21 protein-coding genes are annotated in these 25,024 nt (G+C 64.1%); 11 read left to right on the top strand and 10 right to left on the bottom strand.

Annotated elements, in window-relative coordinates:
• Window positions 1–8 precede the first annotated feature (8 nt).
• Genes H1S03_RS14405 through H1S03_RS14395 form a run of 3 tightly spaced genes read left to right on the top strand, consistent with a single transcriptional unit; the run spans window position 9 to window position 3,357 of the window.
• Window positions 9–974, top strand: a complete 966-nt coding sequence (locus H1S03_RS14405) for an ABC transporter permease (protein ID WP_430700919.1) — start codon at window positions 9–11, stop codon at window positions 972–974.
• Window positions 971–1,792 carry an ABC transporter permease gene (locus H1S03_RS14400; RefSeq protein ID WP_185805021.1) on the top strand — a complete coding sequence of 274 codons (822 nt, stop codon included), beginning with the start codon at window positions 971–973 and terminating at the stop codon, window positions 1,790–1,792. Before H1S03_RS14405 ends, H1S03_RS14400 begins: the two co-directional genes overlap by 4 nt.
• Complete coding sequence (locus H1S03_RS14395) at window positions 1,789–3,357, top strand: ABC transporter ATP-binding protein (RefSeq protein WP_185805020.1); 1,569 nt, start codon at window positions 1,789–1,791, stop codon at window positions 3,355–3,357. The genes H1S03_RS14400 and H1S03_RS14395 overlap by 4 nt, the downstream gene beginning before the upstream one ends.
• A gap of 31 nt (window positions 3,358–3,388) precedes the next feature.
• Here H1S03_RS14395 and H1S03_RS14390 read toward each other — a convergent pair whose 3' ends face one another.
• Window positions 3,389–4,270, bottom strand: a complete 882-nt coding sequence (locus H1S03_RS14390; RefSeq protein WP_185805019.1) for a LysR family transcriptional regulator — start codon at window positions 4,268–4,270, stop codon at window positions 3,389–3,391.
• Between the two features lie 100 nt (window positions 4,271–4,370).
• On the opposite strand from H1S03_RS14390, the gene H1S03_RS14385 reads away from it, so the two are divergent.
• The 8 genes from H1S03_RS14385 (at window position 4,371) to H1S03_RS14350 (ending at window position 13,976) form a co-directional block, all read left to right on the top strand.
• The gene (locus tag H1S03_RS14385) at window positions 4,371–5,870 is read left to right on the top strand and encodes a CoA-acylating methylmalonate-semialdehyde dehydrogenase (RefSeq protein WP_185805018.1); all 1,500 of its coding nucleotides are present in this window, start codon (window positions 4,371–4,373) and stop codon (window positions 5,868–5,870) included.
• On the top strand, window positions 5,871–7,019 hold the full coding sequence (locus tag H1S03_RS14380; protein ID WP_185805017.1) for an acyl-CoA dehydrogenase family protein: 1,149 nt from the start codon (window positions 5,871–5,873) through the stop codon (window positions 7,017–7,019).
• A 10-nt stretch (window positions 7,020–7,029) separates the two neighbouring features.
• Window positions 7,030–8,055 carry a 3-hydroxyisobutyryl-CoA hydrolase gene (locus H1S03_RS14375; RefSeq protein ID WP_185805016.1) on the top strand — a complete coding sequence of 342 codons (1,026 nt, stop codon included), beginning with the start codon at window positions 7,030–7,032 and terminating at the stop codon, window positions 8,053–8,055.
• A gap of 75 nt (window positions 8,056–8,130) precedes the next feature.
• Window positions 8,131–9,009, top strand: coding sequence for a 3-hydroxyisobutyrate dehydrogenase (gene mmsB, locus H1S03_RS14370; RefSeq protein WP_185805015.1), 879 nt, complete (start codon window positions 8,131–8,133; stop codon window positions 9,007–9,009).
• A gap of 45 nt (window positions 9,010–9,054) precedes the next feature.
• Window positions 9,055–10,269 (top strand): acyl-CoA dehydrogenase, encoded by a 1,215-nt coding sequence (locus H1S03_RS14365; protein ID WP_185805014.1) that lies wholly within the window; start codon window positions 9,055–9,057, stop codon window positions 10,267–10,269.
• Between the two features lie 78 nt (window positions 10,270–10,347).
• A complete protein-coding gene (locus H1S03_RS14360; protein WP_185805013.1) occupies window positions 10,348–11,463 on the top strand; it encodes a transferrin-binding protein-like solute binding protein in 1,116 nt (371 codons plus the stop codon).
• Between the two features lie 2 nt (window positions 11,464–11,465).
• Window positions 11,466–12,812, top strand: coding sequence for a porin family protein (locus H1S03_RS14355; protein WP_185805012.1), 1,347 nt, complete (start codon window positions 11,466–11,468; stop codon window positions 12,810–12,812).
• Complete coding sequence (locus H1S03_RS14350) at window positions 12,813–13,976, top strand: TIGR03862 family flavoprotein (RefSeq protein ID WP_185805011.1); 1,164 nt, start codon at window positions 12,813–12,815, stop codon at window positions 13,974–13,976.
• 17 nt (window positions 13,977–13,993) lie between these two features.
• Here the strand turns inward: H1S03_RS14350 and H1S03_RS14345 are convergent, their stop codons facing one another.
• The 9 genes from H1S03_RS14345 to H1S03_RS14305 form a co-directional block, all read right to left on the bottom strand.
• Window positions 13,994–15,955 carry a protein meaA gene (locus H1S03_RS14345; protein ID WP_185805010.1) on the bottom strand — a complete coding sequence of 654 codons (1,962 nt, stop codon included), beginning with the start codon at window positions 15,953–15,955 and terminating at the stop codon, window positions 13,994–13,996.
• Window positions 15,956–16,129: 174 nt separating this feature from the next.
• On the bottom strand, window positions 16,130–16,720 hold the full coding sequence (locus H1S03_RS14340; protein WP_185805009.1) for a PqiC family protein: 591 nt from the start codon (window positions 16,718–16,720) through the stop codon (window positions 16,130–16,132).
• 26 nt (window positions 16,721–16,746) lie between these two features.
• Window positions 16,747–19,743 (bottom strand): MlaD family protein, encoded by a 2,997-nt coding sequence (locus H1S03_RS14335; RefSeq protein ID WP_185805008.1) that lies wholly within the window; start codon window positions 19,741–19,743, stop codon window positions 16,747–16,749.
• Between the two features lies 1 nt (window position 19,744).
• Complete coding sequence (locus H1S03_RS14330) at window positions 19,745–20,365, bottom strand: paraquat-inducible protein A (RefSeq protein WP_166187895.1); 621 nt, start codon at window positions 20,363–20,365, stop codon at window positions 19,745–19,747.
• On the bottom strand, window positions 20,362–20,934 hold the full coding sequence (locus H1S03_RS14325) for a paraquat-inducible protein A (protein ID WP_249777942.1): 573 nt from the start codon (window positions 20,932–20,934) through the stop codon (window positions 20,362–20,364). Before H1S03_RS14325 ends, H1S03_RS14330 begins: the two co-directional genes overlap by 4 nt.
• Before the next feature lie 210 nt (window positions 20,935–21,144).
• Window positions 21,145–22,449: an ATP-dependent protease ATPase subunit HslU gene (hslU, locus tag H1S03_RS14320; protein WP_185805007.1), complete on the bottom strand. Its 1,305-nt coding sequence runs from the start codon at window positions 22,447–22,449 to the stop codon at window positions 21,145–21,147.
• A gap of 37 nt (window positions 22,450–22,486) precedes the next feature.
• The gene (hslV, locus tag H1S03_RS14315) at window positions 22,487–23,041 is read right to left on the bottom strand and encodes an ATP-dependent protease subunit HslV (protein ID WP_166187890.1); all 555 of its coding nucleotides are present in this window, start codon (window positions 23,039–23,041) and stop codon (window positions 22,487–22,489) included.
• Window positions 23,042–23,113: 72 nt separating this feature from the next.
• Window positions 23,114–23,755: a rhomboid family intramembrane serine protease gene (locus tag H1S03_RS14310; protein WP_185805006.1), complete on the bottom strand. Its 642-nt coding sequence runs from the start codon at window positions 23,753–23,755 to the stop codon at window positions 23,114–23,116.
• 275 nt (window positions 23,756–24,030) lie between these two features.
• Window positions 24,031–24,819, bottom strand: a complete 789-nt coding sequence (locus H1S03_RS14305) for a histidine phosphatase family protein (protein ID WP_221892716.1) — start codon at window positions 24,817–24,819, stop codon at window positions 24,031–24,033.
• Window positions 24,820–25,024: the final 205 nt, after the last annotated feature.

Raw genomic sequence — 25,024 nt, 5'->3', positions numbered from 1 at the left:
CTCGCGCGATGGCGCGAAACCGTCAGGGCCATCCCATGCTGATGCGGTTCATGCAGCGGCTGTTCTCGCTCATCGTGACATTGATCGTGGCGTCGATCCTGATCTTCTGCGTAATCGAGGTTCTGCCCGGTGATCCGGCGGCATTCATGCTGGGCATGAACGCCGAGCCCGAGGCCGTGGCGGCGCTGCGGGCGCAGATGGGTCTGGATGCGGGGCTGGTGGCACGGTATTTCACCTGGATCGGTGGTTGGCTGACCGGGGATTTCGGAACGTCCTACACCTACCGCGTTCCGGTGGCCGAACTGATCGCGGATCGCGTCTGGGTCAGTTTGCCCCTGGCGCTCTATGCGCTGGGGCTGTCCACGGTGATCGCTTTTCCCATCGGGATCGTTGCCGCCATGCGGCGGGGCAGGGCGGCGGATTACGGGATCATGGGGGCGACGCAACTGGGCATCGCGATCCCGAATTTCTGGTTCGCGATGTTTCTGGTGGTGATCTTCGCCATCAACCTGCGTTGGGTGCAGGCGGGTGGCTTTCCCGGCTGGCATGATCCTGTCGCCGCGATCCGCGCGTTGACCCTGCCCGCGATTTCGCTGGCGCTGCCACAGGCGAGCATCCTCGCGCGGATCATGCGTTCCGCCCTGATCGACACGTTGGACGAGGATTACGTGCGCACCGCCCGCGCCAAGGGGTTGAGCCGCAGCGGCGTCGTGCGCGCACACGCATTGCGCAATGCGATGATCCCGGTTCTGACGATCATCGGGCTGCAATTCTCGTTCCTGCTGGCCGGTGCGATCATCATCGAGAACGTCTTCTATCTGCCGGGACTGGGGCGGCTGTTGTTTCAGGCCATCAACCAGCGCGATCTGATCGTGGTGGAAAGCACGGTGATGTTGCTGGTCATGGCCGTGGTGGTGGTCACCTTTCTGGTCGATCTGGCCTATGCCATCGTCGATCCGAGGTTGCGGCGATGAGGGCGCGCAATCTGATCCTGGGCGGGACGTTGAGCGGTGCGTTCGCGCTGGTGGCACTGCTGAGCTTCGTTTGGACCCCGCACGATGTCGGTGCGATTTCGATACCGGATCGGATGCTGCGCCCCTCGGCGGATCACTGGCTGGGCACGGATCAGTTGGGGCGCGATATCTTCTCGATGCTGATGGTGGGGGCGCGTACCTCGCTGGCCGTGGCGCTGGCCTCGGTCGGGATCGGCATGGGGCTGGGCGTGCCGCTGGGTCTGACGGCGGCCGCACGGCGGGGCGGACTGCTGGACGATGTGATCATGCGGGGCAACGACCTGATCTTCGCGTTTCCGTCGATCCTGATCGCCATCCTGATCACGGCCCTGACGGGGCCCAGCGTCTGGAACGCCATCCTGGCCATCGGCATCTTCAACATTCCGGTTTTCGCCCGTCTGTCACGGGGCGCAGCGCTGAGTCTGTGGAGCCGCGAATACATCATGGCGGCACGAGTGGCCGGCAAAGGCGCGGCGCGGATTTCGGCGGAGCATATTCTGCCCAACATCGCGAACCTGCTGATTGTGCAAGGGACGATCCAGTTTTCCGTCGGCATTCTGGTCGAGGCCGCGTTGAGCTATGTCGGACTTGGCGCGCAGCCGCCCCTGCCCAGTTGGGGCCGAATGCTGGCGGATGCGCAGACGCTGATCTCTCTCGCGCCCCATATGGCGCTGTTTCCCGGCCTTGCCATCGTGTTGAGCGTACTGGGGCTGAACCTGATGGGGGACGGCCTGCGCGATGCGTTCGATCCGAAGTTGAGCCGGGGGCGCGCGCAATGAGCCTTCTGTCGGTTCAGGGGCTGTCGGTCAGGATCGGCGCGCTGGATATCCTGCGCGATGTCTCGTTCGAGATGGAACCGGGGGAGGTTCTGGGCCTGGTCGGGGAAAGCGGATCGGGCAAATCCATCACCGCGCTGGGCATCATGCGTCTGCTGCCTGAGGTCATGAGCGTAGAAGGCGCGATCCTGTTGCAAGGCGAGGCGCTGGATAAGCTGTCCGAACGCCGGATGTGCGCCCGTCGCGGGCGCGATGTCGGGATGGTGTTTCAGGAGCCGATGACCGCGCTGAATCCGCTTCACACCATCGGCGACCAAGTGGCGGAGACGGTGCGCCTGCACACCCGCACCGGCCGCCGCGCCGCAAGGCAGCGCGCGCGTGAGGTGCTGGATCGCGTGGGATTGGAGCATATCGGGCTGGCGCGGTTCCCGCATGAACTGTCCGGCGGACAGCGGCAGCGGGTGGTCATCGCCTGCGCCATCGCGCTGGCCCCCAAGCTGTTGATCGCGGATGAGCCGACGACCGCGCTGGACGTGACGACGCAGGGTGAGATCCTCGACCTGCTGCGGCGGCTGGTGCGTGAGGACGGGATGGGTCTGATCCTGATAACCCATGACCTGGCAGTGGTGGCCAAAATGGCTGACAGGATCGCGGTGATGCAATTGGGCCGGATCGTGGAACGAGGTCTGGTGACTGAGGTTCTGCACCGGCCCACCCACGATTATACCCGTGCCTTGCTGGCGGCCTCGCGGCACCAGCCCGTCCGCGCCGCGCGGGCTGAGGCCGCGACGGTGCTGGACGTACGCGATGTTGTCCGCAGCTATCCCGGCACCCGCCGCCTGCTGGGCCGCGCGCCCCCGGTCGAGGCGGTGCGCGGGGTCAGCTTCAGCTTGCATCAGGGGGAAAATCTGGGGCTGGTCGGGGAAAGCGGATCAGGCAAATCAACATTGGCGCGGGCGCTGCTGGGGCTGGAACCGGTGCAGGGCGGCGCCATCACGCTGGGCGGTCAGGTGATGGATGCGGCGGCCCCACGGGCGTTGCGGCGGCGCATCGGCGTCGTGTTTCAGGATCCGTTCGGCAGCTTCGACCCGCGCTGGACGGTGGAGCGTCTGATCGCGGAACCGTTCCATCTGCTCGACAACGCGCCGCCGCGCCGCCCGGCGGTGGAGGAGGTTCTGCGCAGCGTCGGATTGCAGCCCCGCGATGCGGACCGGCACATCCATGCCTTTTCCGGTGGTCAGCGGCAGCGCATCGCCATCGCGCGAGCCTTGATCATTCGCCCCGACGTGATCTTGCTGGATGAGGCCGTCAGTGCGCTGGATGTCCAGGTGCGAGCACAGATCCTCGACCTGCTGGCGGAGTTGTCCGCGAGATTCGAGGTCAGCTATCTGTTCATCAGCCACGATCTGAGCGTTGTGCGCGCGATCACCGACCGGGTGATGGTCATGCAGGCAGGCCGCATCGTCGAGAGCGGTCAGACGGAGGCGGTTTTCGCCGCACCGCGCGAGGCCTACACACGGCAATTGTTGGCAGCGACACCGCGCCTGCCGGACGGTATCGCGACCTGAGGGCACGGATTCGGATATTTCAGGAGCAAAGTCAGCTGAGCGTCGCGCGCAACGCCGCTGTCAATCTGTCCGCCGTTCGGGTGATCCGGGCGGCACGCAGATCGTCCTCATGCCGGATCAGGTGGAAACTGCGGGTGAAGGCGATCTGATCCGGCAGAACCTGTATTAGCTCGGGCCGCTTGCGGGCAACGAAATCAGGCAGGATACACGCCCCCTCGCCTGCGGCGGCCCAGTCGAGCTGGATGCTCAGCGAGGTCGATGTCAGTTGCGGGCGCAGCCGCGCCCCGACCAGAGGAACGTAGTCCAGTTCCTTGTCAAAGATCATGTCCGCGATATAGCCGATGAACCGCACGTCGCGCAGCGCCGGCCGGGTGGTGAGGTCATGGCGGGCGATCACCTCTGCCGTGGCATAGAGGTGCAGACCATAATCCGCGACCCGCCGCGTGCGCAGGCGTCCGGCCGTGGGCGGGGTCAGCGCGATGGCAATGTCCGCCTCACGCTGGCTGAGGGAGAAGACCCGTGGCAGGGCCACCAGCTCCAACCGCAGATTCGGGTGATCGCTTGCGATCCGGGCGCAGGCCGGAGCGAGGATGCTGGCGGCCACGCCCTCGGGCGCGCCGATGCGCACGGCGCCCGACAGGCGTTCCGTCTGGTTGGACAGGCGGTCGGCGGCGGTGCTGGCCGCGGCCTCCATCGCGATGGCCGGATCGGTCAGGCGGCGGCCTGCCTCGGTCAGCGCGTATCCGCGTTGCGAACGGTCGAACAGACGGGTGTCCAGCGCGCGTTCCAGCGCGGCGACACGCCTGCCGACGGTCGCCGCGTCAATGCCGAGCGCACGCGCCGCGCCCAATAGGGTGCCGCGCCGCGACAATTCGAGAAAGACGCGCAGATCGTCCCAGTTCGGTTTGGTCATGGCAGCCTTCTTGCAGATTTGCAGGATTGGTCTGAGGAATTAACGGTCGATCCCGCGCGGACGCAAGGTTAAGGTGACGCAAATTCTGGGGAGTACGACCATGCAACAGCTTTGGCATTTCATCGACGGCAAGCGCGTTTCCGGCACTTCGGGGCGGAAAGCGGACATTTACAATCCCGCAACCGGCGAGGTTCAGGCACAGGTGCCGCTGGCCAATGCGGCCGATATGGACAGCGCCGTGCAGGGCGCGGCCCGCGCGCAAGTCGCGTGGGGTGCCACCAACCCGCAGCGCCGCGCGCGTGTGCTGATGGAGTTCATCCGGCTGCTGCATCGTGACATGGACAAGCTGGCCGAGGCGCTGAGCCGGGAGCATGGCAAGACCCTGCCCGACGCCAAGGGTGACGTGATCCGTGGTTTGGAAGTGGCGGAATTCTGTCTGGGCGCGCCGCATCTGCTGAAGGGCGAATATACCGACGGTGCTGGCCCAGGCATCGACATGTATTCCATGCGGCAGCCGCTGGGCGTGGCGGCGGGCATTACCCCGTTCAACTTCCCCGCGATGATTCCGATGTGGAAATTCTGCCCGGCCATCGCGGCGGGCAATGCGTTCATCCTCAAACCGTCCGAGCGTGACCCCTCCGTGCCGCTGATGCTGGCCGAACTGATGCAGGAGGCGGGCCTGCCCGACGGTATCCTGCAAGTCGTCAACGGCGACAAGGAAGCGGTCGACGCGATCCTGGACCATGAGGGGATTTCGGCCGTGGGCTTCGTCGGATCGACCCCGATCGCGGCCTATATCTATGAGCGTGGCTGCGCCAACGGCAAGCGGGTGCAGTGCTTCGGCGGGGCGAAAAACCACATGATCATCATGCCCGACGCGGACATGGATCAGGCGGCGGATGCGCTGATCGGCGCAGGATTCGGCGCTGCGGGGGAACGCTGCATGGCGATCTCCGTCGCGGTTCCGGTGGGTGAGGGTACGGCGGACAAGCTGATGGAGAAGCTGGCGCCCAAGGTCGAGGCGCTGAAAATCGGGCCCTATACCGGCGGCGATGACGTCGATTTCGGCCCTCTGGTCACGGCGGAGGCGAAGGCCCGCGTCGGCGGACTGGTGGAATCCGGCGTTGAGGCGGGCGCAAAGCTGGTCGTGGATGGACGCGGCTTCTCGATGCAGGGCTACGAGGACGGCTTCTTCTTCGGCGCGTGCCTGTTCGATCACGTGACGCCGGACATGGACATCTACACGCAGGAAATCTTCGGCCCGGTGCTGGTCACCGTGCGGGCGGAAAACTACGAGGATGCGCTGAAGCTGGCCATGGATCACGAATACGGCAACGGCACCGCGATCTTCACCCGTGACGGTGACGCGGCGCGGGACTTCGCGGCGCGTATCAACGTCGGGATGGTGGGCATCAACGTGCCGATCCCGGTGCCGCTGGCCTATTACACCTTCGGCGGCTGGAAAAAGTCGAGCTTCGGCGATCTGAACCAGCACGGACCGGATGCATTCCGTTTCTACACCAAGACCAAGACGGTTACGGCGCGCTGGCCCAGCGGCATCAAGGACGGGGCGGAATTCTCCATCCCGGTGATGAAGTAAATGGACTTCGCGCTGAACGAGGAACAGGCGGCGATCGCGGACATGGCCGCCGATTTCGGGCGGGACCGGCTGGGCCCCGCCGCGATTGCAGCCGAAAGCACCGGCATCGACCGGGGATTGCTGACGGAAATCGGGGCGCTCGGCATGGGGGCGATCTATTGCGCCGAGGATCACGGCGGGTCCGCGCTCAGCCGTCTGGATGCGGCCCTGATCTTCGAGGGGCTGTCCCTGGGCGATCCATCGGTCGCCGCGTTCGTGTCGATCCACAACATGTGCGCATGGATGATCGACAGCTTTGCCAATGATGAGTTGCGGGCCGAGGTGATCCCCGGTCTGGCCTCGTTCGAGACGGTCGCCAGCTATTGCCTGACGGAGCCGGGCTGCGGCTCGGATGCTGCATCGTTGAAGACGACGGCGCGACGCGACGGGGACGACTACGTTCTGAACGGGACCAAGGCGTTCATCTCGGGCGGTGATTATTCCGACTGGTATGTCGTGATGTGCCGCACGGGCGGCCCGGGGCCGAAGGGGATTTCCACGGTTCTGGTGCCAAAGGGCGCACCGGGTCTCAGCTTCGGCGCGCAGGAGCGCAAGATGGGCTGGAAGGCGCAGCCAACCGCCCAGGTGCAATTCGACGATTGCCGCATTCCCGCCCGCTATCTGATCGGGGCGGAGGGCGACGGGTTCCGTTTTGCCATGAAGGGTCTGGACGGCGGCCGCCTGAACATCGCCGCCTGCAGCATGGGAGGCGCACAGGGCGCCCTGACGAAAACGCTGACCTATATGGGTGAGCGCAAGGCCTTCGACGAGACGCTCGATTCGTTCCAGGCGCTGCAATTCCGGGTCGCGGACATGGAAACGGAACTGCAAGCCGCCCGCATCTTTCTGCGGCAGGCCGCGTGGAAGCTGGACCAGAGGGCACCGGACGCCACGCAACATTGTGCGATGGCCAAACGTTTCGTGACCGATGCGGCCTTCAAGGTCGCGAACGATTGTCTGCAACTGCATGGCGGCTACGGCTATCTGGAGGATTACGGCATCGAGAAAATCGTGCGCGACTTGCGGGTGCATCAGATTCTCGAAGGTACCAACGAAATCATGCGTATGATCGTCGCGCGAAAGCTGCTGGCGGATCGCGGCAAAGGCTGAGGGGCAGAACGTGGACACTCTCTTTCGCATAGAAGGCCGTGCAGGCCGGATCACGCTGAACAGACCGAAGGCGCTGAACGCGCTGGCCCATGACCAGATTCCGGAGATCGAAAAGCATCTGATCGCATGGCGCGACGATCCGGCGGTGGAGCTGATCCTGATCGACGGCGCCGGGGACCGGGCGTTTTGCGCCGGTGGCGACATACAGAAACTGTACGAGACGGGCCGCACCGGCGACTACGCCTATGGTCGGCAGTTCTGGTCCGATGAATACCGGCTGAACGCGCTGATCTGGAACTATCCCAAACCCTATGTCGCGATCATGCATGGGTTCGTCATGGGGGGCGGGGTCGGGTTGTCGGCGCTCGGCTCGCACCGGATCGTGACGGATGACACGCAGGTGGCAATGCCCGAATGCGGCATCGGGCTGATCCCGGATGTCGGCGGCTCCATGCTGCTGAGCTGTGCGCCGGGGCGACTGGGCGAATATCTGGGCACGACCGGCACCCGGATGGGTCCGGCGGATGCGATCCACGCAACCTTTGCGGACACCTATGTTCCGCAGGCTCATATGGAGGAGCTGAAATCCGCGCTTTGCGCCGATGGCATCGACAGGATCGGTGATTTCGCACAACCGCTTCAGCCCGGGCCGCTGATGCAGGAACAAGCGCGGATCGACAGCCATTTCGGCGGCGAAACGGCAATGGATATCGTGAACTCGCTGGAGCATGTGAACGGAGAGTGGGAGCAGGCGACCCTCAAGACGCTGCGCCGCAATGCACCGCTGTCCGTGGCCTGTACGGTCGATGCGGTACACCGGGCGCGGACCTTGCGCCGGATCGAGGACGCGCTGGCGCTGGAATACCGCTTTACCGCCCGCTGCATGGAACATGGCGAGTTTCTGGAGGGGGTGCGCGCCGCCGTGATCGACAAGGATCGCAATCCGCAATGGGCCGTCCCCCGGCTGGAGGATTTGCCGCAGATCCGTGTCAGTCAGATGCTGATGCCGTTGGGCGAGGACGGGTTGAAACTGTAGAAAACGCTTCCGCACGCCGCTCTCTTCCGCGCAAGGCGGAAGCGGTGGCCGGGGGGTCTGTCAGGAGGGAACGACATGAAGATCGGCTTTATCGGATTGGGCAATATGGGGGCGCCGATGGCGGCGAACCTGGTTGCGGCGGGCCACGAGGTCACCGGCTTCGACGTGGCGGGCGTGACCGTCGAGGGTGTGGAACAGGCGTCAGACGCCGCGCAGGCCGCCGCAGGTCGCGACGCGGTCATCACCATGCTGCCGAACGGCGATATCCTGCGCGATGTCTATTCCACGATTGTCCCCGCAGGACAGGAAGGCGCGGTCTTCATCGATTGTTCCACTGTCGACGTGGACAGTGCCCGCGCCGCAGCAAGCCTGGCGGAGGATGCAGGTTTGCTGCCCGTGGATGCCCCGGTTTCGGGCGGGATCGGCGGTGCCTCGGCGGGAACGCTGACCTTCATGGCGGGCGGATCGGACGCGGCCTTCGCCAAGGCGGCGCCGTTGTTCGAGATCATGGGCCAGAAGGCCGTGCATTGCGGCGCGCCCGGCAACGGTCAGGCGGCCAAGATCTGCAACAACATGATCCTCGGCGTCACGATGGTCGCCACGTGCGAGGCATTCGCGTTGGCGGACAAGCTGGGCCTGGACCGTCAGGCGATGTTCGATGTGGTGTCCACGTCCTCGGGCTATTCGTGGTCGATGAATGCCTATTGCCCGGCCCCCGGCATCGGCCCGCAAAGCCCGGCGGATAACGATTACGTACCCGGTTTTGCCGCGGACCTGATGCTCAAGGATCTGCGGTTGAGCCAGCAGGCCGCCGACAGTGCCGATGCGGCAACACCGATGGGTACGCGCGCAACCGCCTATTACGAGGCTTTCGTCAACGACGGCGGCACGGGCAAGGATTTTTCCGCCGTGCTGCCGCGCCTCGTCGCCAAACATCGCGACGACGCGGATTGAGGCCAGACACGCCCCGTGCGATACCGCGAATAAAGGAGACCCAGCATGTCCAATGCCCAGACCGGGGGCCATGGCCCCTCACTCGCGTCCTTCAAATGGGAGGATCCGTTCCTGCTCGACGATCAGTTGACCGAGGAGGAAAGGATGCTGTCCAACAGCGCCCGGACCTTCGCGCAGGACAACCTGATGAAACGGGTCACGGACGCCTATCTGAACGAAACCACGGACCCCGAGATTTTCCGTGAAATGGGTGCGATGGGCCTGCTGGGCGCGACCGTGCCCGAGGAATATGGCGGGCTGGGCGCGGGCTATGTCAGCTACGGCCTGATCGCGCGTGAGGTGGAGCGGGTGGATTCCGGCTATCGCTCGATGATGTCGGTGCAATCGTCCCTGGTGATGTACCCGATTCAGGCCTACGGATCGGAAGAGCAGCGCCGCAAATACTTGCCGAAGCTGGCCTCGGGCGAATGGATCGGGTGCTTCGGCCTGACGGAACCGGATGCGGGCTCCGACCCCGCCGGAATGAAGACGGTCGCCAGGAAAACCGATGGCGGCTACGTGCTGAACGGCGCGAAGATGTGGATCTCCAACGCGCCCATCGCGGATGTGTTTGTCGTTTGGGCAAAGTCGGAGGCGCATGACGGCAAGATTCGCGGCTTCGTTCTGGAAAAGGGCATGAAGGGGCTGAGCGCACCAAAGATCGGCGGCAAGCTGTCGCTGCGCGCATCCATCACGGGTGAAATCGTGCTGGAAGGGGTTGAGGTCGGTGACGACGCGCTGTTGCCGAATGTCGAGGGCCTCAAGGGGCCGTTCGGCTGTCTGAACCGCGCCCGCTACGGTATCGCCTGGGGCGTGATGGGATCGGCGGAGGAATGCTGGCAGCGTTCGCGGCAATATGGCCTGGACCGTCACCAGTTCGGCCGCCCGCTGGCACAGACGCAGCTGTTCCAGAAGAAACTGGCCGACATGCAGACGGAAATCACGCTGGGGTTGCAGGCCGCCCTGCGGGTCGGGCGTCTGATGGATGAGGGCCGCGCCGCGCCCGAGATGATCTCGCTTATCAAGCGCAACAATTGCGGCAAGGCGCTGGATATCGCACGTCAGGCCCGCGACATGCACGGCGGCAACGGTATTCAGGCGGAATATCATGTCCTCAGACATGCGCAGAACCTGGAAACGGTGAACACCTACGAGGGCACGCATGACGTTCATGCGCTGATTCTGGGCCGTGCGCAGACCGGACTACAGGCGTTTTTCTGAGAAACTTACCCTATCGGGTAAAGACATAAGGGGGGCGTACGTGTCTATATTGGCGCAAGCGCGTCGATGGAGCATGTTATGAAAACCTCTTTTTTGCCGGTTCTGGCCCTCCCACTGGTTCTAAGTGCCTGTGGGGGGGGATCCACCCCATCGACGGCGATCAATCTGCCGGTTATCGCGTCGGGCACGATTTTGGCGGCGCAATTGGGTGCCACGCAAACCTCTTCCACCGGGGCGAACGGCACGGAATACACGACCACCCCGACTGAGGTTCAGGCCAGTGACCGGACATCCTCCGGTCTTGCAATCACTGTATCATCGACGGCTGATCCGTCGGGCAGCACCACGAGGCCCAGACGGCAGGAAGCCCTGGTCGATACGCTGACCGACGTAGCGGTCACGGGTGCGCTGGACCGTGGCGCGACCTTCACGGATGTGGCCGGGGTCGAGGGAACCACCTATTTCGAGGAAAGCAGCTTCGGTGACACGAACGCGCGCACCGATGCCAGAACGCAGATCGCGGGGTTGAGCGTCTATCTGGTGGGCAGCCCGCGTGAACTGGTGCTGCACGATGTCAGCGCGATCGAGGTCAGCAGCTTTGACAGCGGCACGAATGAGGGCATCTTCGGCGTCGGTTTCATCGGGAACGAGACGGCCAGCGTTCCCACCGCCAATCAGGCGACCTATTCCTCCGCCATACTGGTGCAGAACGGATATTATCGCCGGGGCGCAAACGCCATCGCCTCCATGCGGTTACAGGATGCCAGCACGAAGGACGCGCCCAGCTTCGACATCATCGCAGATTTCGGCGCAGCTACGCTGACAGCCGATATTGCGAACCTGGAGCTGGTCGGGGAGCAGATCGGCAACACGAACGACGATAACCTGCTGACCGATCAGGTGGCCGGATTGTTCATGCAGGCCGACATCACGGGCAACTCGGCCTCGGGCACCCAGATGTGGTTCACCGATGCGGCGGGCAATCAACTCGACATCTTCAGCGGCCCGCCCGTTGGCGAAACGGCGGCTCTCGTCTCGGGCGGGTTTTTCGGCGAGGACGCGGCCGAGGTCGCGATGAGCGGCATTCTGGAGGGGACGATCTTCATCGACGACATGGATTCGGGGGATTCCAGCGTCACTCCCACGGGCCCCGTCGGCTTCATCCTTTCGCTCACGGCCGGTGGCGCTCAATAAACATGGGCGCCGATTTCAAGTTATTCGTCCGGGTTGCACTGGTCATGGCGGCCTGCTGCCTCACGCTGCCCGCAGCCGCCCAGCAGCCCGATCAGGGGCGTGAGGTCCTTTACGTCGATCTGAGCCAGGCTGAGCAGATCGGCGTAATCCGCACGTTGGTCGAAAACGGTCAGGTCGCGCAGGCACAGTTGCTGCTGAACGGCTCGATCTTCGATGAGCGCGATTACGGCTATCAGGCGGCCTATCTGCAAGCGATCATCTATCGCGTGACCGGGCGGCTGGAGGAAGCGTCGGTCCTGCTTCGCCAGATTCTGGCCGAGCAGCCGGAGTTTCGCCTGGTGCGGTTGGAGCTGGCACAAGTCCTCGCCCTGATGGATCAGACGGACGGGGCGCAATTCCACCTCAACATTCTGGCCGAGGCCGCGGAAAATGCCGGTGAGCGGGAGTTCTTTGAGGCGGCGATCGATGCCGTAATGCCTGACAACCGGTTGAGCTTCTCGACCTTTCTGACCATCGCGCCGTCCACCAACCTCAACAGCGGCGCCGGTCAGCGTACCGTCGTTCTAGATTTCAATGGCCTGCCGCTGAACTTCATCGTAGGGGCAGAGCAGGAATCCGGGGTCGGTGTCAGTTATGGTGGCACTGCGATCTACGCCATACCGATGATTCAGGATCGCCAGCTCTATTTCGCGGGCGCGGCGCAGATCAACGATTACCCCAATTCACAGTTCGACAACCAGATTCTCACCGGTCGCGTGGGGATGCATTTCGGCCCGCCGACACGCCGCGCGACGGTCGAACTCGTCAGCGATCAGCGTTGGGTCGACGGCAATTCCTTCGACTCGGGGCTGGGCGCGCGGATCGCCGGGCGTCTGTCCTTCGGTGATGGAATGCGCATTCAGGGCGAATATTCCTATACCGATCGTGATTTTCGTCGGAACCCCGACCAGATCAACCAGAACGCCGAGGTGACCTTGCACAAGGCGCTGTCCGCCCGGCAGGGCGTCAGCTTCGGCGTGCTCGCGGGAACCTCCGAGACGCTTTATGAGGCCGAGAGCTATGACGCGTTGGGGTTCGAGCTTGGCGCCTATCGCGGCTTTGCCAACGGCATGGTGCTGGATGGATCGGTGGAGTTCAGGCGCCGGACCTATCGCGGCGTCAGTTCGCTGGTTGGCGGCATTCGTGAGGATGACATCACCCGTCTTCGCATCAGTGCCTTGTCCTCTCGCATCCAGTTCCGGGGTGTGACGCCTCGGGTCAGTCTGACATGGACGAACAGTTCGTCGAACGATGTGCGATATGACTATGAGGCCTATGGTGCGGAGTTTTCGCTTACGACCAGTTTCTGAATGATCCTGACGCCCGATGTTCTGATCGTGGGGGGCGGTCCTGCCGGGCTGGCCGCGGCCGAGGTCGCCTCCGCCGCCGGGGCCAGCGTTTTGCTGACGGAACAGAAACCCAGCGTCGGCCGCAAGTTTCTGATGGCCGGAAAATCTGGTTTGAACCTGACCAAGGATGAGAGCGCGGACCAGATCGTCTCCGCCTGCGGGGCCCCTTGGCTGGCCCCGATCCTGCGCGACTTTGATGCAGATGCCATGCGGGCATGGGCCGCTGGATTGGGGCAGGAGGTCTTTACCGGGTCGAGCGGACGGGTGTTTCCGGTCGCGATGAAGGCCTCACCCCTGCTGCGGGCTTGGCTGGCCCGGCTCGCCCCCGTCGATATCATGGTGCGCTGGCGCTGGCTGGGGCAGGATGACGGCACCCATCGGTTCGACACGCCACGCGGGGCTGTGGCGGTCAGACCACGGGCCAGCGTGCTGGCGATGGGCGGTGCCTCGTGGTCGCGGCTCGGCTCGGACGGGCTGTGGGTTGAACGGATGGGGGATCTGGCCATTGCGCCGTTTCGTCCTGCCAACATGGGGTTCGACGTGGACTGGTCGCCGCATATGGCACGGTTTTCCGGCACGCCGGTCAAGGATGTGGCGCTGATCCATGGCGACACGCGACGACAGGGCGAATTCGTCATCAGCAAGACGGGCGTGGAGGGCAGCCTGATCTACGCGATGTCCTCCCTGCTGCGCGACGCGCCGGATGCCGCCCTCGATCTGGCCCCCGGGCGGGATGGAGCGGCGCTGGAACAGGCGATTGCCAAACCGCGCGGCAAGCAGTCGATGAGCAACCATTTGCGCAAGGTGACAGGTCTGCCACCGGTCAAGCTGGCCCTGTTGAGGGAGGCGGGGCCGCTGGGCGACGCGCCTGCCATTGCGGCTCGGATCAAGGCGTGCCCGCTGCGGCTGATCCGACCGCGCCCGATGGATGAGGCGATCTCCGTCGCGGGGGGCATCAAGGCTGGCGAACTGGACGAGGGGCTGATGCTGACTGCGTATCTAGGTACCTTCGCCGCGGGGGAGATGCTCGATTGGGAGGCTCCGACCGGGGGCTACCTGTTGACGGCCTGTATCGCCACGGGGCGGCACGCAGGGGCCGCCGCCGCGCGATGGGCGCGGCGGTAGCGACCATTCGACGGTGATTACTCGGCGGCGACGGTCCGGTCGGGATCGACCAGATCGACCAGATCGAACATGATGCGGTTCAGTTCGAAATCCTTGGGCGTATAGACCCGCGCCACGCCATCCTTGCGCAGTTGCGCGGCGTCTTCCTCAGGTATGATGCCGCCGACGACGACGGGCACCGTCAGGTTTTCTGCCGCCAGACGGGCCAACATGTCGCGGACCAGCGGCAGGTGTGAGCCGGACAGGATCGACAGGCCGATCACATGGGCGCGCCCCTCGCGCGCGGCGGTGACAATCTGTTCGGGGGTCAGACGGATGCCATCATAGATCACGTCCATCCCCGCATCGCGGGCGCGACAGGCGATCTGCTCGGCGCCATTGGAATGCCCGTCCAACCCCGGCTTGCCCACAAGAAAAGTCAGCGGGCGGCCCAGACGGGCGGCGACGTCACCGACGGCCTCACGCAGGTCGTCCAGTCCGGTGGCAGCGTTGCTGACAGCCTTGGAGACGCCGGTGGGCGCGCGGTACTCACCGAATTCGGCGCGGATCGCAGTGCCCCATTCGCCGGTGGTAACGCCTGCTTTCGCACAGGCGATCGACGGCGGCATGATGTTGCGCCCCTCACGCGCGGCGCTGCGCAGATCGTCGAGCGCGCGGCGCACGGCCAGATCGTCACGGTCATCGCGCCAGGCCTGCAAACGGTCGATCTGTTCCTGCTCCACCGCCGGATCGACGGTCATGATGCCGCCCTGCTCATCAACCAGGGGGGATTTTTCACCGCCGGTGAAGGCATTGACGCCGACAACGGTGGTGTCGCCCCGCTCGATCCTGACCAGCCGGTCGGCGTTGCTCTCAACCAGACGCGATTTCATGTAGTCGATGGCCGCGACAGCGCCGCCCATCTCGTCGATCCGTGCCAGTTCCTCACGCGCGCCGGTTTTCAGCGCCTCGACCTTGCGATCCACAGCGGGGTTGCCGTCGAACAGGTCGTCATATTCCAGCAGGTCCGTCTCATACGCCATGATCTGCTGCATCCGCAGCGACCATTGCTGATCCCACGGGCGCGGCAGACCCAGCGCTTCGTTCCACGCGGGAAGCTGTACGGCACGGGCGCGGGCCTTCTTGCTGAGCGTGACGGCCAGCATTTCCATCAGGATCCGGTAGACGTTGTTTTCCGGCTGCTGCTCGGTCAATCCCAGCGAATTGACCTGCACGCCATAGCGAAAGCGCCGCAGCTTGGGATCCTCAACGCCGTAGCGTTCGGCGCAAATTTCGTCCCACAAGTCCACGAAGGCGCGCATCTTGCACATCTCCGTCACGAACCGGATGCCCGCGTTCACAAAGAAGGAAATCCGCGCGACGAGGCCGGGGAAGTCCTCCTCCGACACACGGGGGCGAACCTCGTCCAGCACGGCGGTCGCGGTGGCCAGCGCGAAGGCCAGCTCCTGCTCGGGCGTGGCGCCGGCCTCCTGCAAGTGGTAGGAACAGACGTTCATCGGGTTCCATTTCGGAACGGATGTGTAGCAATACTCCGCGATGTCCCCGATCAGCTTGAGGCTGGGCGCGGGAGGGAAGACATAGGTGCCGCGCGACAGATATTCCTTGATGATGTCGTTCTGCACCGTGCCCTTGAGCGCGGCGATATCCGCGCCCTGTTCCTCCGCCACCGTGACGTAGAGTGCGAGCAGCCACGCGGCGGTGGCGTTGATGGTCATCGAAGTGTTCATCTGGTCCAGCGGAATATCCGCGAACAGGGTGCGCATGTCGCCAAGATGGCTGATCGGCACGCCGACCTTGCCAACCTCGCCCCCGGCAAGCACGTGATCGCTGTCATAGCCTGTCTGTGTGGGCAGGTCGAACGCCACGCTCAACCCTGTCTGGCCCTTTGCCAGATTTGACCGGTAAAGCGCGTTGGATGCGCTGGCGGTTGAATGTCCCGCATAGGTGCGGAAAAGCCAGGGGCGGTCTTTCTGGGCCATGATGGGACTCACGTTTGATGGTGCACTGCATCAGGAGATAACGCGGGACATATTGTTGCGCAAGTCCCGTGTGCCGCGACCAGACGTTGCGCGCGAGATCGAGGAATTTCCAGAAAAGCGGTACTTATCGCGCTGGAATACGCAGCAGAGCCAGGCTGCCCGTTGGGATGATGATCAACGCCGCCCAATGTCGGCAGGCGTGACCTCAGCCACATCCGCGACGATCAGATCGGCCAACTGATCGAACGCGGCCGATTGCGCGATGGAGATCGCCGTAAACCCGATGCCTTCGACAGGCTGTGAGATCGCGAAGCTTTGCGCGCGTTCATATTCGCCCAGATTGCCAGCGATTATGAAATACTGACCGTCCAGATTGTAGTCGCCGCCGATCTGGCCCAGCGCCCGAGCGACCTGAATCTCGATCCGCAGATCGGCGCGGCTGAGCAGGGGCCAGGGTTCCGCCGCGACGGCCGTCTCGGGCAAGCGGGCGGCCAGTGTTTGCGCCAACCGCAAGGTCAGCGCCCGGGGGGGCAGGTCGGCCCACAGAATGTCGGTGCGCAAGGCCACGCTGCCATCCGCCTCGACAATGCCGATCTCCTCACCCTGCGCGTAATATGGCAGCGAGATTTCGCGCAGCTCGATGTATTGCACCACGCTGTCCGTGGTTTCGGCAGCGGGTGCGATCGGGGCCAGCTGAATGCGCGGTTCCGGCGCGGAGCTACAGGCCATCAGTGTAATTGCGAGGGCGAGCAAGAGAAAACGCATGGGGTCGATCCTTTGCGAGGGGTGCGTCAGCGCCCGGTGAGAAGGGAGTTGGGGTTGCGTTCGATCTGCCTGACCAGCGCGGTGATCGCACGGGCGGTATCGCGGAATTCGCGGATGGCACGAATGGCCTCTTCGTTCAGGAGCGAATCCTCGTTATAGGCGGCGATTGTCGTTCCAGCCTGAGAGGTCAGTGCATCCAGTCGCGACAACAGCGCCGGTACATCGAGCGCGGCCAGACGAATGGCCTCCGCCGCGCGTTCCGCCGTACTCAGCGTATCGCCCAGACCCTGCGCCACACCGACACCGCGCAATTCGGCCAAGGTTACGCGAACTTCGTTCAGTGCGCCGTTCAGCGAGGCGGGCAGATCCTCCGCACCGGGGGCGGACAGGATGTCATCGGCACTGCGCAGCAGATCCTGCGCGGTTCGGGCCAGAACGTCCAGTTCCACCTGTTCGGCATCCTTCACCACGGCGTCGATGCGCGCGATCAGGTCGGGAACGCCGTCGGACGCCTCCGCCACGCTGGCCGCAGCGCGGCCCGCATCGGCGAGCGCATCCTGCAGGCGCTGGCCCAGTTCCGCAGCGATCAGATCGTCCAGCAGGATACGGGCACTGCGCAGTCCGGCCCCGATATCGGCAGGCAATGCCTGCGTCTCGGGATCCTCCAGCAAGGTGCGCAGAGCGCTCAACGCGGCTGTGGCCTGCTTGGGCAGCGCCTGCGTTCCGGGATCGGTCAGGATCGAGTCAGCATTCGCGATCAGATCGTTCAGCGCACCGGGAACAGGCTCCGCCGCTTCAGCGATCTCGGCCAGACGGGCCGCTGCCTGCGTGGCAGAGGTCAGCGTTTCGTCCAGCAGGGTGGCGATGTCCGCCTCCTCGATGGCGGCCAATGTGCGGTTGATGGTCGCGATCCCGGCCAGCGTTTCCTCAGGCAGGGCGCGGGTCGCCTCGTCGTCCAGGATTTCCCGGGCGGAACGCAGCAGCCCCGTCAACTCCGCCGGGGCGGCGGTCACCTCGGGGTCGGACAGGAATGCGGTGGCCGTGTTCGTCAGTTCGTCCACCTCCTTGATCACAGCGGCCAGGGTATCAGGCAGGTCGGCCGCGCCGGTGGTCAGATCGGCGATTCCGTTGGCGGCAGACGCGCCCTCATCCAGGGCGGTGGCCAGGCGGGTCGCGATGTCCGCATCGCGGAACTCGTTCAGGATCGCCTCGGCCTGGGCCAGGGCGGTTTGCAACGTTTCGGGCGCAGCTTGCAAGGCCGGGTCGGAGACGATGGCCTGCACCTCCGCCAGCAGGGCCTCCGCCCGCATCGGGATCGCGCGGGTCGAAGGATCGTCCAGCACTTCCTGCGTCGAGGTCAGGAATGCCTCGGTGGCGATCAGGGTCGATTCCAGTTCGGGCGTGATCTCCTCCGCGGTCTGGTTGAGGGTGCCCGCCAGGGTGGAGATATCAGCCACCGCGGTTGAGAAGGCCTCGATCAGAGCGGCCTGCTGCGCGTCCTCCAGCAAACCGCGCAGCGCGGTCAGACCGGCGAGCAATTCGTCCGGGGCCTGCGTAATGCCATCCGATTGCAACAGATCGCGCAGATCCGCGATCGCGCCATTTGCGCCAGCGGGAATTTCCCGCAGCTCGGGATCGTTGAGCAGGGACGTGACAGCCGTCAGGGCCTGTGTCGCCGCGTTCAGAACAGCCTCGATGGGCAATTCGTCTATGCGGGTCATCAACCCCTCGGCTGTTTCGGCCAGACCGCTCGCGTCCGTCTCCACCGTGGGAATGCGGGGGAAGGGTTGCACATTCGTGTCAAGCACGGCCGCCACAGCGTCCGGCACTTCGGTCAGCTCGATGTTCTGCGCCCCGCTGAGGATTGATGGCGCGCTGAGCTGGGCGCGAAGCCCGTTATCCGCAACCAGCTCCGCCAACAGATCAAGCGTGATGCTGGTGTCGGAGCCCGCCGGCAGGCCGAGCCGCCCCGGCTCGATCTCGAACGCGGCAATCAACTCGACCGTGCGGTGTCCTTCCTCGCCGGCCAGTCGCGCGGACAGGCTGGTGACGGTGCCGACAGGGATCCCGCGATAGGACACTTGCGCCCCCACCCGCAGGCCGCTGACCGAACCGGGAAAGACCGCTGAGACGGTGACCGGCGCGCGTTCCAACGTATCGAAAAGCGAGGAGCGGGCGGTTTCGGGGTCCGGATACAGACGGAATCCGCGATCCTGCGTGACGGCCGATCCGCCCTCGAAAACCGTGTCGAACGTGACCCCCCCGCGCAGCAGCGCGGCCAGACTGCCCACATTCAGCGATGCGCCGCTGGTATCCAGCGTGAAGTTGAATCCCGACGCATCCCAGAACCGCGTCCCATCGGTGATGAGGTTGTTATAGGGCTCACGTATGAAGGCGGTATAGATGATCGTGCGCCCATTACTGGAAAGCTCCAGATCCTCGACCTGACCGACCTCAATGCCCTTGTACAGCACCGGGGAGCCCAGAGAGATGGAACTGGCCAGCGCGGTGCGCAGCGTGACGCGCAGGCCGGGTTGGTCGATCGGCGTCAGGGGCGCGCGCTCCAGCCCCGTCAGTTCGGTCACCTGCTCGCCCGGTTCATCGGGCAACTGAGCCGCGAGATAGGTGCCGCTGACCACCGTTCTGAGGCCGGAGATCCCCTGCGCGGTAATCTCTGGCTGCACGATCCAGATCACCGCCTCCTCGGTCAGATAGGATGCGATATCGCGGTCCAGCCGAACATGGACCAGAACGTCGTCCAGTCCGGGGCCAAAGCTGATATCCTCGACCTGGCCGATCCTCACATCGCGATACCGCAGCGGGGTCTGCCCGATCACGATGCCCGCCGCATTGGTGAAGTGTACGAAAATGACCGGTCCCCGCGATGCATAGGTCCGATAGGTCACTGCTGCGGCCACGATCAGGGCAACCAAGGGGATCGCCCACACCAGAGACACGCGTTTCCAGTAGGGCTGCTTGGCGTCGGTCTCGATCCGGGGGGCGGGGGGCGGCAGGTCGGTCAAATCAGGTTTCCTTCGGCGAAGTGTCGGGACGATCCCAGATCAGGCGCGGGTCGAACGCTTGCGCGGACAGCATGGTGAAAACGACTGACAGGGCGAAGCATACGGCAGCGGGCCCCGGATGCACACTGGCCGCCGCACCCAACTGGACCAGTGCCGTCAGCAAGGCCACGACGAACACGTCGATCATTGACCAGCGGCCCACGAATTCGATGACCTCATGCAGGTGAAGCCGCGAATGCTGGCTCAAACTGTTCGGGCGCGTCACGGACCACGCCAGCAGGGCGATCACCCCGAACTTGGAGAGCGGAACCACCACGGACGCAAAAAAGACGATCCCCGCGATGCCGTAGGCGCCGGTATCCGCCAGAACGATCACGCCGCCGACGATGGTGTCCTCATGCGTCGTGCCCAGTTGCCGTGTTACCAGCATCGGGTACAGGTTGGCCGGAATATAGGCGACGATCCCCGCGATCAGCCATGCCCAGACCCTTTGCAGGCTATAGGGTTTTCGCGAAGACAGGTGCGCATGGCACCGCCGACAGCGCGCGACCCCCTGATCGTGGACCAGTTCGCACCGATGGCAAGAAACGAGGCCGGCCTCGCGCGCGGTCAGGACGTTCATGGCTCATTGTCCAGCATCGACCAGATCGAGGCGGCATCGGTGATCTGCCGCTCGAACGCGATGATGAAGACGGCGGCGCAAAACGCCCAGAAGGCCGGACCGAAACCGATCGTGGCCAGGTCCGCGACCTTGACCAATGCCACCGCTGCGCCCAGCACGAAGATCTCCGCCATCGACCAGGGGCGCAATGCCTCTGACCAGCGAAAGGCGCGGGCGGCGTGGGGCGCGGGGGGGCGGCCGCGCCAGATCGGGAACAGTGCATAGATCAGCAAGGCCACCCGGATCAGCGGAATCGCCACGATGCTGGCGGTAACGGCAAGGGTCAGCGGAATCAGCCATCCATCCAGAAACGCCGCGGCCACGCCCAGCAAGGTGGTGGTATTGGAAAAGCCAAGTTCCTCGATCGACAGGAACGGAAAGAACAGCGCGAACACGATCAGGATGGCAATCGCGAAACCTGTCGCCAGCGTTCGGTCGAGCGAGGTGTGCCGCCCCGAAACCAGCATGTGATTGCAGCGCAGGCAATAGGCCCGACGGCCCTGCGGCAGGTCGGGTACATCGTGGAGCATATCGCAGGAAGGGCAGGCGAGCAGTGTCATGGGGTGAAGATAGTCTATCCGTGACAGGAGGCCAGCGCCGCATGAGCGGGACACGTCATCATCCTGTCCGGCGACTGCCATGTGCCGCCTTTTCTCGCGTCAGCTTCCGCAAATATCCCCGCCCGAAGCACCTGATCACACGGGCAGGGCGGGGATGTGTTCAGCAGGAAAGCCGCAATGTCAGAGCACGTAGCGGCTGAGGTCGTTGGATCGGCTCAGTTCGCCCAAGTGTTTTTCCACGAATGCGGCATCGACCTGGACCGTTTCCCCGCTGCGGTCGGGCGCGGTGAAGCTCAACTCCTCGAAAACCCGTTCCAGCACGGTGTAGAGCCGTCGCGCGCCGATATTTTCGATATTGGCGTTCACCTCCGCCGCGATCCGCGCAAGGTTCGAGATGCCCTCCTCGGTAAAGGTCACGGTGACGCCCTCGGTTCCCAGAAGCGCGGTGTACTGACGGGTCAACGCGTTGTCCGTCTCCGTCAGGATGCGCACGAAATCAGCTTCGGTCAGGGCACGCAGTTCGACCCGGATCGGCAGGCGGCCCTGCAGTTCCGGCAGCAGGTCCGACGGTTTCGCGACGTGAAATGCGCCCGAGGCGATGAACAGGATGTGATCGGTCTTTACCGGCCCATGCTTGGTGGAAACGGTGGTGCCTTCGATGAGGGGCAGCAGATCACGCTGCACGCCCTCGCGGCTGACCTCTCCACCACGCCCGTCCTGCTTGCTCGCGACCTTGTCGATCTCATCTATGAAGACGATGCCGGATTGTTCGACGACCTGCACGGCCTCACGCGTCAGGGCCTCCTCATCCAGCAGCTTGTCCGCTTCCTCTGCGATCAGAATCTCATAGCTGTCGGCGACGCGCAGGCGTTTCTTGGTCTTGCGTCCGCCCATCGCCTTTCCGAACAGCGAGCCGAGGTCCATCATCTGACCACCGGGCGGCATACCGGGGATGTCCATGGCGCCCAGCGGGTTCGAGGTGTCGGACACTTCAACCTCGATTTCAGTATCGTCGAGCAATCCGTCACGCAGTTTCCGGCGGAACATATCGCGGGTCTGCTCGCGCGCGCCCTCACCGGCAAGTGCGGCGATGACGCGAGCCTCTGCTGCCTCATGCGCCTTGGATTTGACCTCCTCACGCCGATATTCGCGGGTCATCACGATGGCGGCGTCCACCAGATCGCGGATGATCTGTTCGACATCGCGACCGACATAGCCGACTTCGGTGAACTTCGTCGCCTCGACCTTGATGAACGGGGCGCGGGCCAGCTTGGCAAGCCTGCGCGAGATCTCCGTTTTGCCCACGCCGGTGGGTCCGATCATCAGGATGTTCTTGGGGTACACTTCCTCGGCCATGGTGTCGTCCAGCCGCTGGCGCCGCCAGCGGTTGCGCAGGGCCACGGCAACGGCACGTTTCGCGTCGGCCTGGCCGATGATGAAGCGGTCGAGCTCGGTGACGATTTCGCGCGGGGTCAGGTCGGTCATTGGATGTCCTCTCAAAGGGGCAGGCAAGGGCGGGAGGTCAGATGACCTCAACCGTCGCGTTGCCGTTGGTGTAGACGCAGATCTCGGAAGCGATGGACAGGGCGCGCCGGGCGATCGCCTCCGCATCCATGTCCTGATCCATCAGGGCACGGGCGGCGGCCAGCGCGAAGTTGCCGCCGGATCCCACGGCGGCGATGTCGTGTTCGGGTTCCAGCACGTCGCCCGCACCGGTCACGATGAACAGATCGGAGCCATCGGTGACGATCAGCATCGCCTCCAGATTGCGCAGATACTTGTCGGTGCGCCAATCCTTGGCCAGATCGACACAGGCGCGGGCCAGCTTGCCCGGTGTCGCCTCCAGCTTGGTTTCCAGCCGTTCCAGCAGGGTAAACGCATCGGCGGTCGAGCCGGCGAAGCCGCACACCACGTCCGAGCCGCCGGGGGTCAGGCGACGCACCTTGCGGGCGGTCCCCTTCATCACGGTCGGGCCAACGCTGACCTGACCGTCACCGACGACCGCAACGCGGCCGCCCTTGCGCACCGCGACGATGGTGGTTCCGTGCCAGCCGGGGAAGCGGGTGTCATCGGTCATGGGGCTCTCCTCATCTCGTGTTGAGGTGGCACATAGGGATTGCCGCTGCACTTTGACAAGATCGCGGCGCGATCAGGCAGGTCGGCGCGGTGCCCGCAGAAGGGGGGCCAGAACCCATCCCGCCAGCGCACCGCCGAGATGCGCCTGCCATGCCAATGTGCCGCCCAGCCCGAAATGCAGCGCCACGTTCAGGACGGTCAGCGACGCGATGAATTTCCAGACGGGCGCGGTGGACCGCCCGGTGGAGCGCAAAGCGATGACTTCCCAGCGCTTCCACGCGCCCATGAAGCCGAACACCGCCCCCGATGCGCCGACCATCGGCACCAGTTCCTGCGGTCCGAACAGGGCGAACCCGGCCCCGCCCGCGATTGCGCTGAGCACGAACAGCGCCAGCATCCGCGCCTCACCGCAAATGGTGACGATCAGGCGCCCTACGCTGAGCAGGATCACCGCATTCATCACGACATGCAGAATGCTGCCATGCAGAAAGGCATGGCTGATGAACATGGTGAAAGGTTGCAACGCGAAGACCGGCTCGACCTCGGCAAACACCAGCGGGCGCCAGAATGCGCCGTATGTATAGGCGATCCTGCGCGACAGCACCGACAGGCCGATATCGTTGAGTTGAAGCAAAGCCTCGATGGCGAAAAGAACGAGGGTCAGCGTCCACAGGGCACGCATCGGAGGGGTCACGGAGGATTGCATGTTTATCATGAGCACAGCTTTACGTCAGTTCGGAGAGTTTGGAAAACGCTCTTGTTGTCCGATATGCGCAGCGACGATTCATCACACCCAACCATGTGGAGCACCTGGTCCCGCAGGGTGGCTGCATGGCCGGCGCCGGGCTTCTGCCAAGGTGCACGCGCGCTCCTCAAAGCAGAGGTTTCCATAGCGGATAGCCGCTATTTCCTGCCCGCGCCGCACGGCTCGCAGCAAATCTGACGGAACGCGGGATGGGTGTGATTCGAGAGCCAGCAGTCACTACACCCTCAGTAGGTCACCTCATCCGGCGCATCCTCCGGTATGGTTTCATCGTTGAAATGTCCGACATCCGGTTCGGCACTGCGCAGGCGCAGATATCCCAGAACGCGATTGTTCCGCTTGGGGTCGATCACCAGAATCTCCCCCTCGTAGACGTGGAAATTCGTAACCTCGTCGATATTGGTGAAGTGGGTGATAATCAGAAGCGGGCCCTTCTCATCCCCCTCCCATGAGGAAATCCGTTCCCGCAGAGGCACCGCGTCACGTGCACCTTGCAGCGAGAGCAGCAGGTTCATGCCGGGATCAACCTCAACGTCGATGGAATTGGCATAATCGGGGTCGATCCGCTCGAATCCGATCATCAGGTTGTCGAGCGTCTGGCGATTGCGGCACCATTCGGACACCACGATAGAGCCTGGTCGAACCTCATTCGCGGCCAGCAGCGTACCCAGTTCGCGCATGCGCGCCATGCCGTAACTGGTCATGATGCGCTGGTTTGCGCAATCGGTCGGTGCGACGTTCGAGGCGTCGCGCTTGGACCAATCCGTCGGCCCATGGCGCATCAGCAACACGATGTCGTCGCGAAACAGATCGTCCAGCATCTGCCACGGTTCGAACTGCAGGGTGGTAACCGGCTCCCCTTCGTCCAGCTCCTTGACGAAGGATGCGGTCATCGTTCCCATATGCGTTGAAACGCGCGTTATTTCCCGCATGTTCGGCGCGTCCTGTGCATGAAGGGACGCGGGCAGCATCAACGCGGCGCATAGCAAGACGAAATTTTTGATAATACGATCCACGATGGACCTCCTGTGATGTCCATAACAAGATGAAGGTGGAACGCCGAAGTTCAACCGCGATGTCTTGCTTCTGACACAGAATAGTCGTGCAGGCATTATCCTTGCGCCGCCCTCTCCAAGTCGTGATAGCCTAGGGCCTGTCCCCATAATCAGGCTTCCCCATTCGTTCGTCGCGTGATTCAGTATCTCCGACAGAGGAGGTTGT

It is taken from the genome of Pontivivens nitratireducens (genome assembly GCF_014235845.1).
Lineage (GTDB): Bacteria > Pseudomonadota > Alphaproteobacteria > Rhodobacterales > Rhodobacteraceae > Pontivivens > Pontivivens nitratireducens.
The sequence above is the reverse complement of the archived record's forward strand: the minus strand, read 5'-3'. Positions and strand labels throughout refer to the sequence as shown.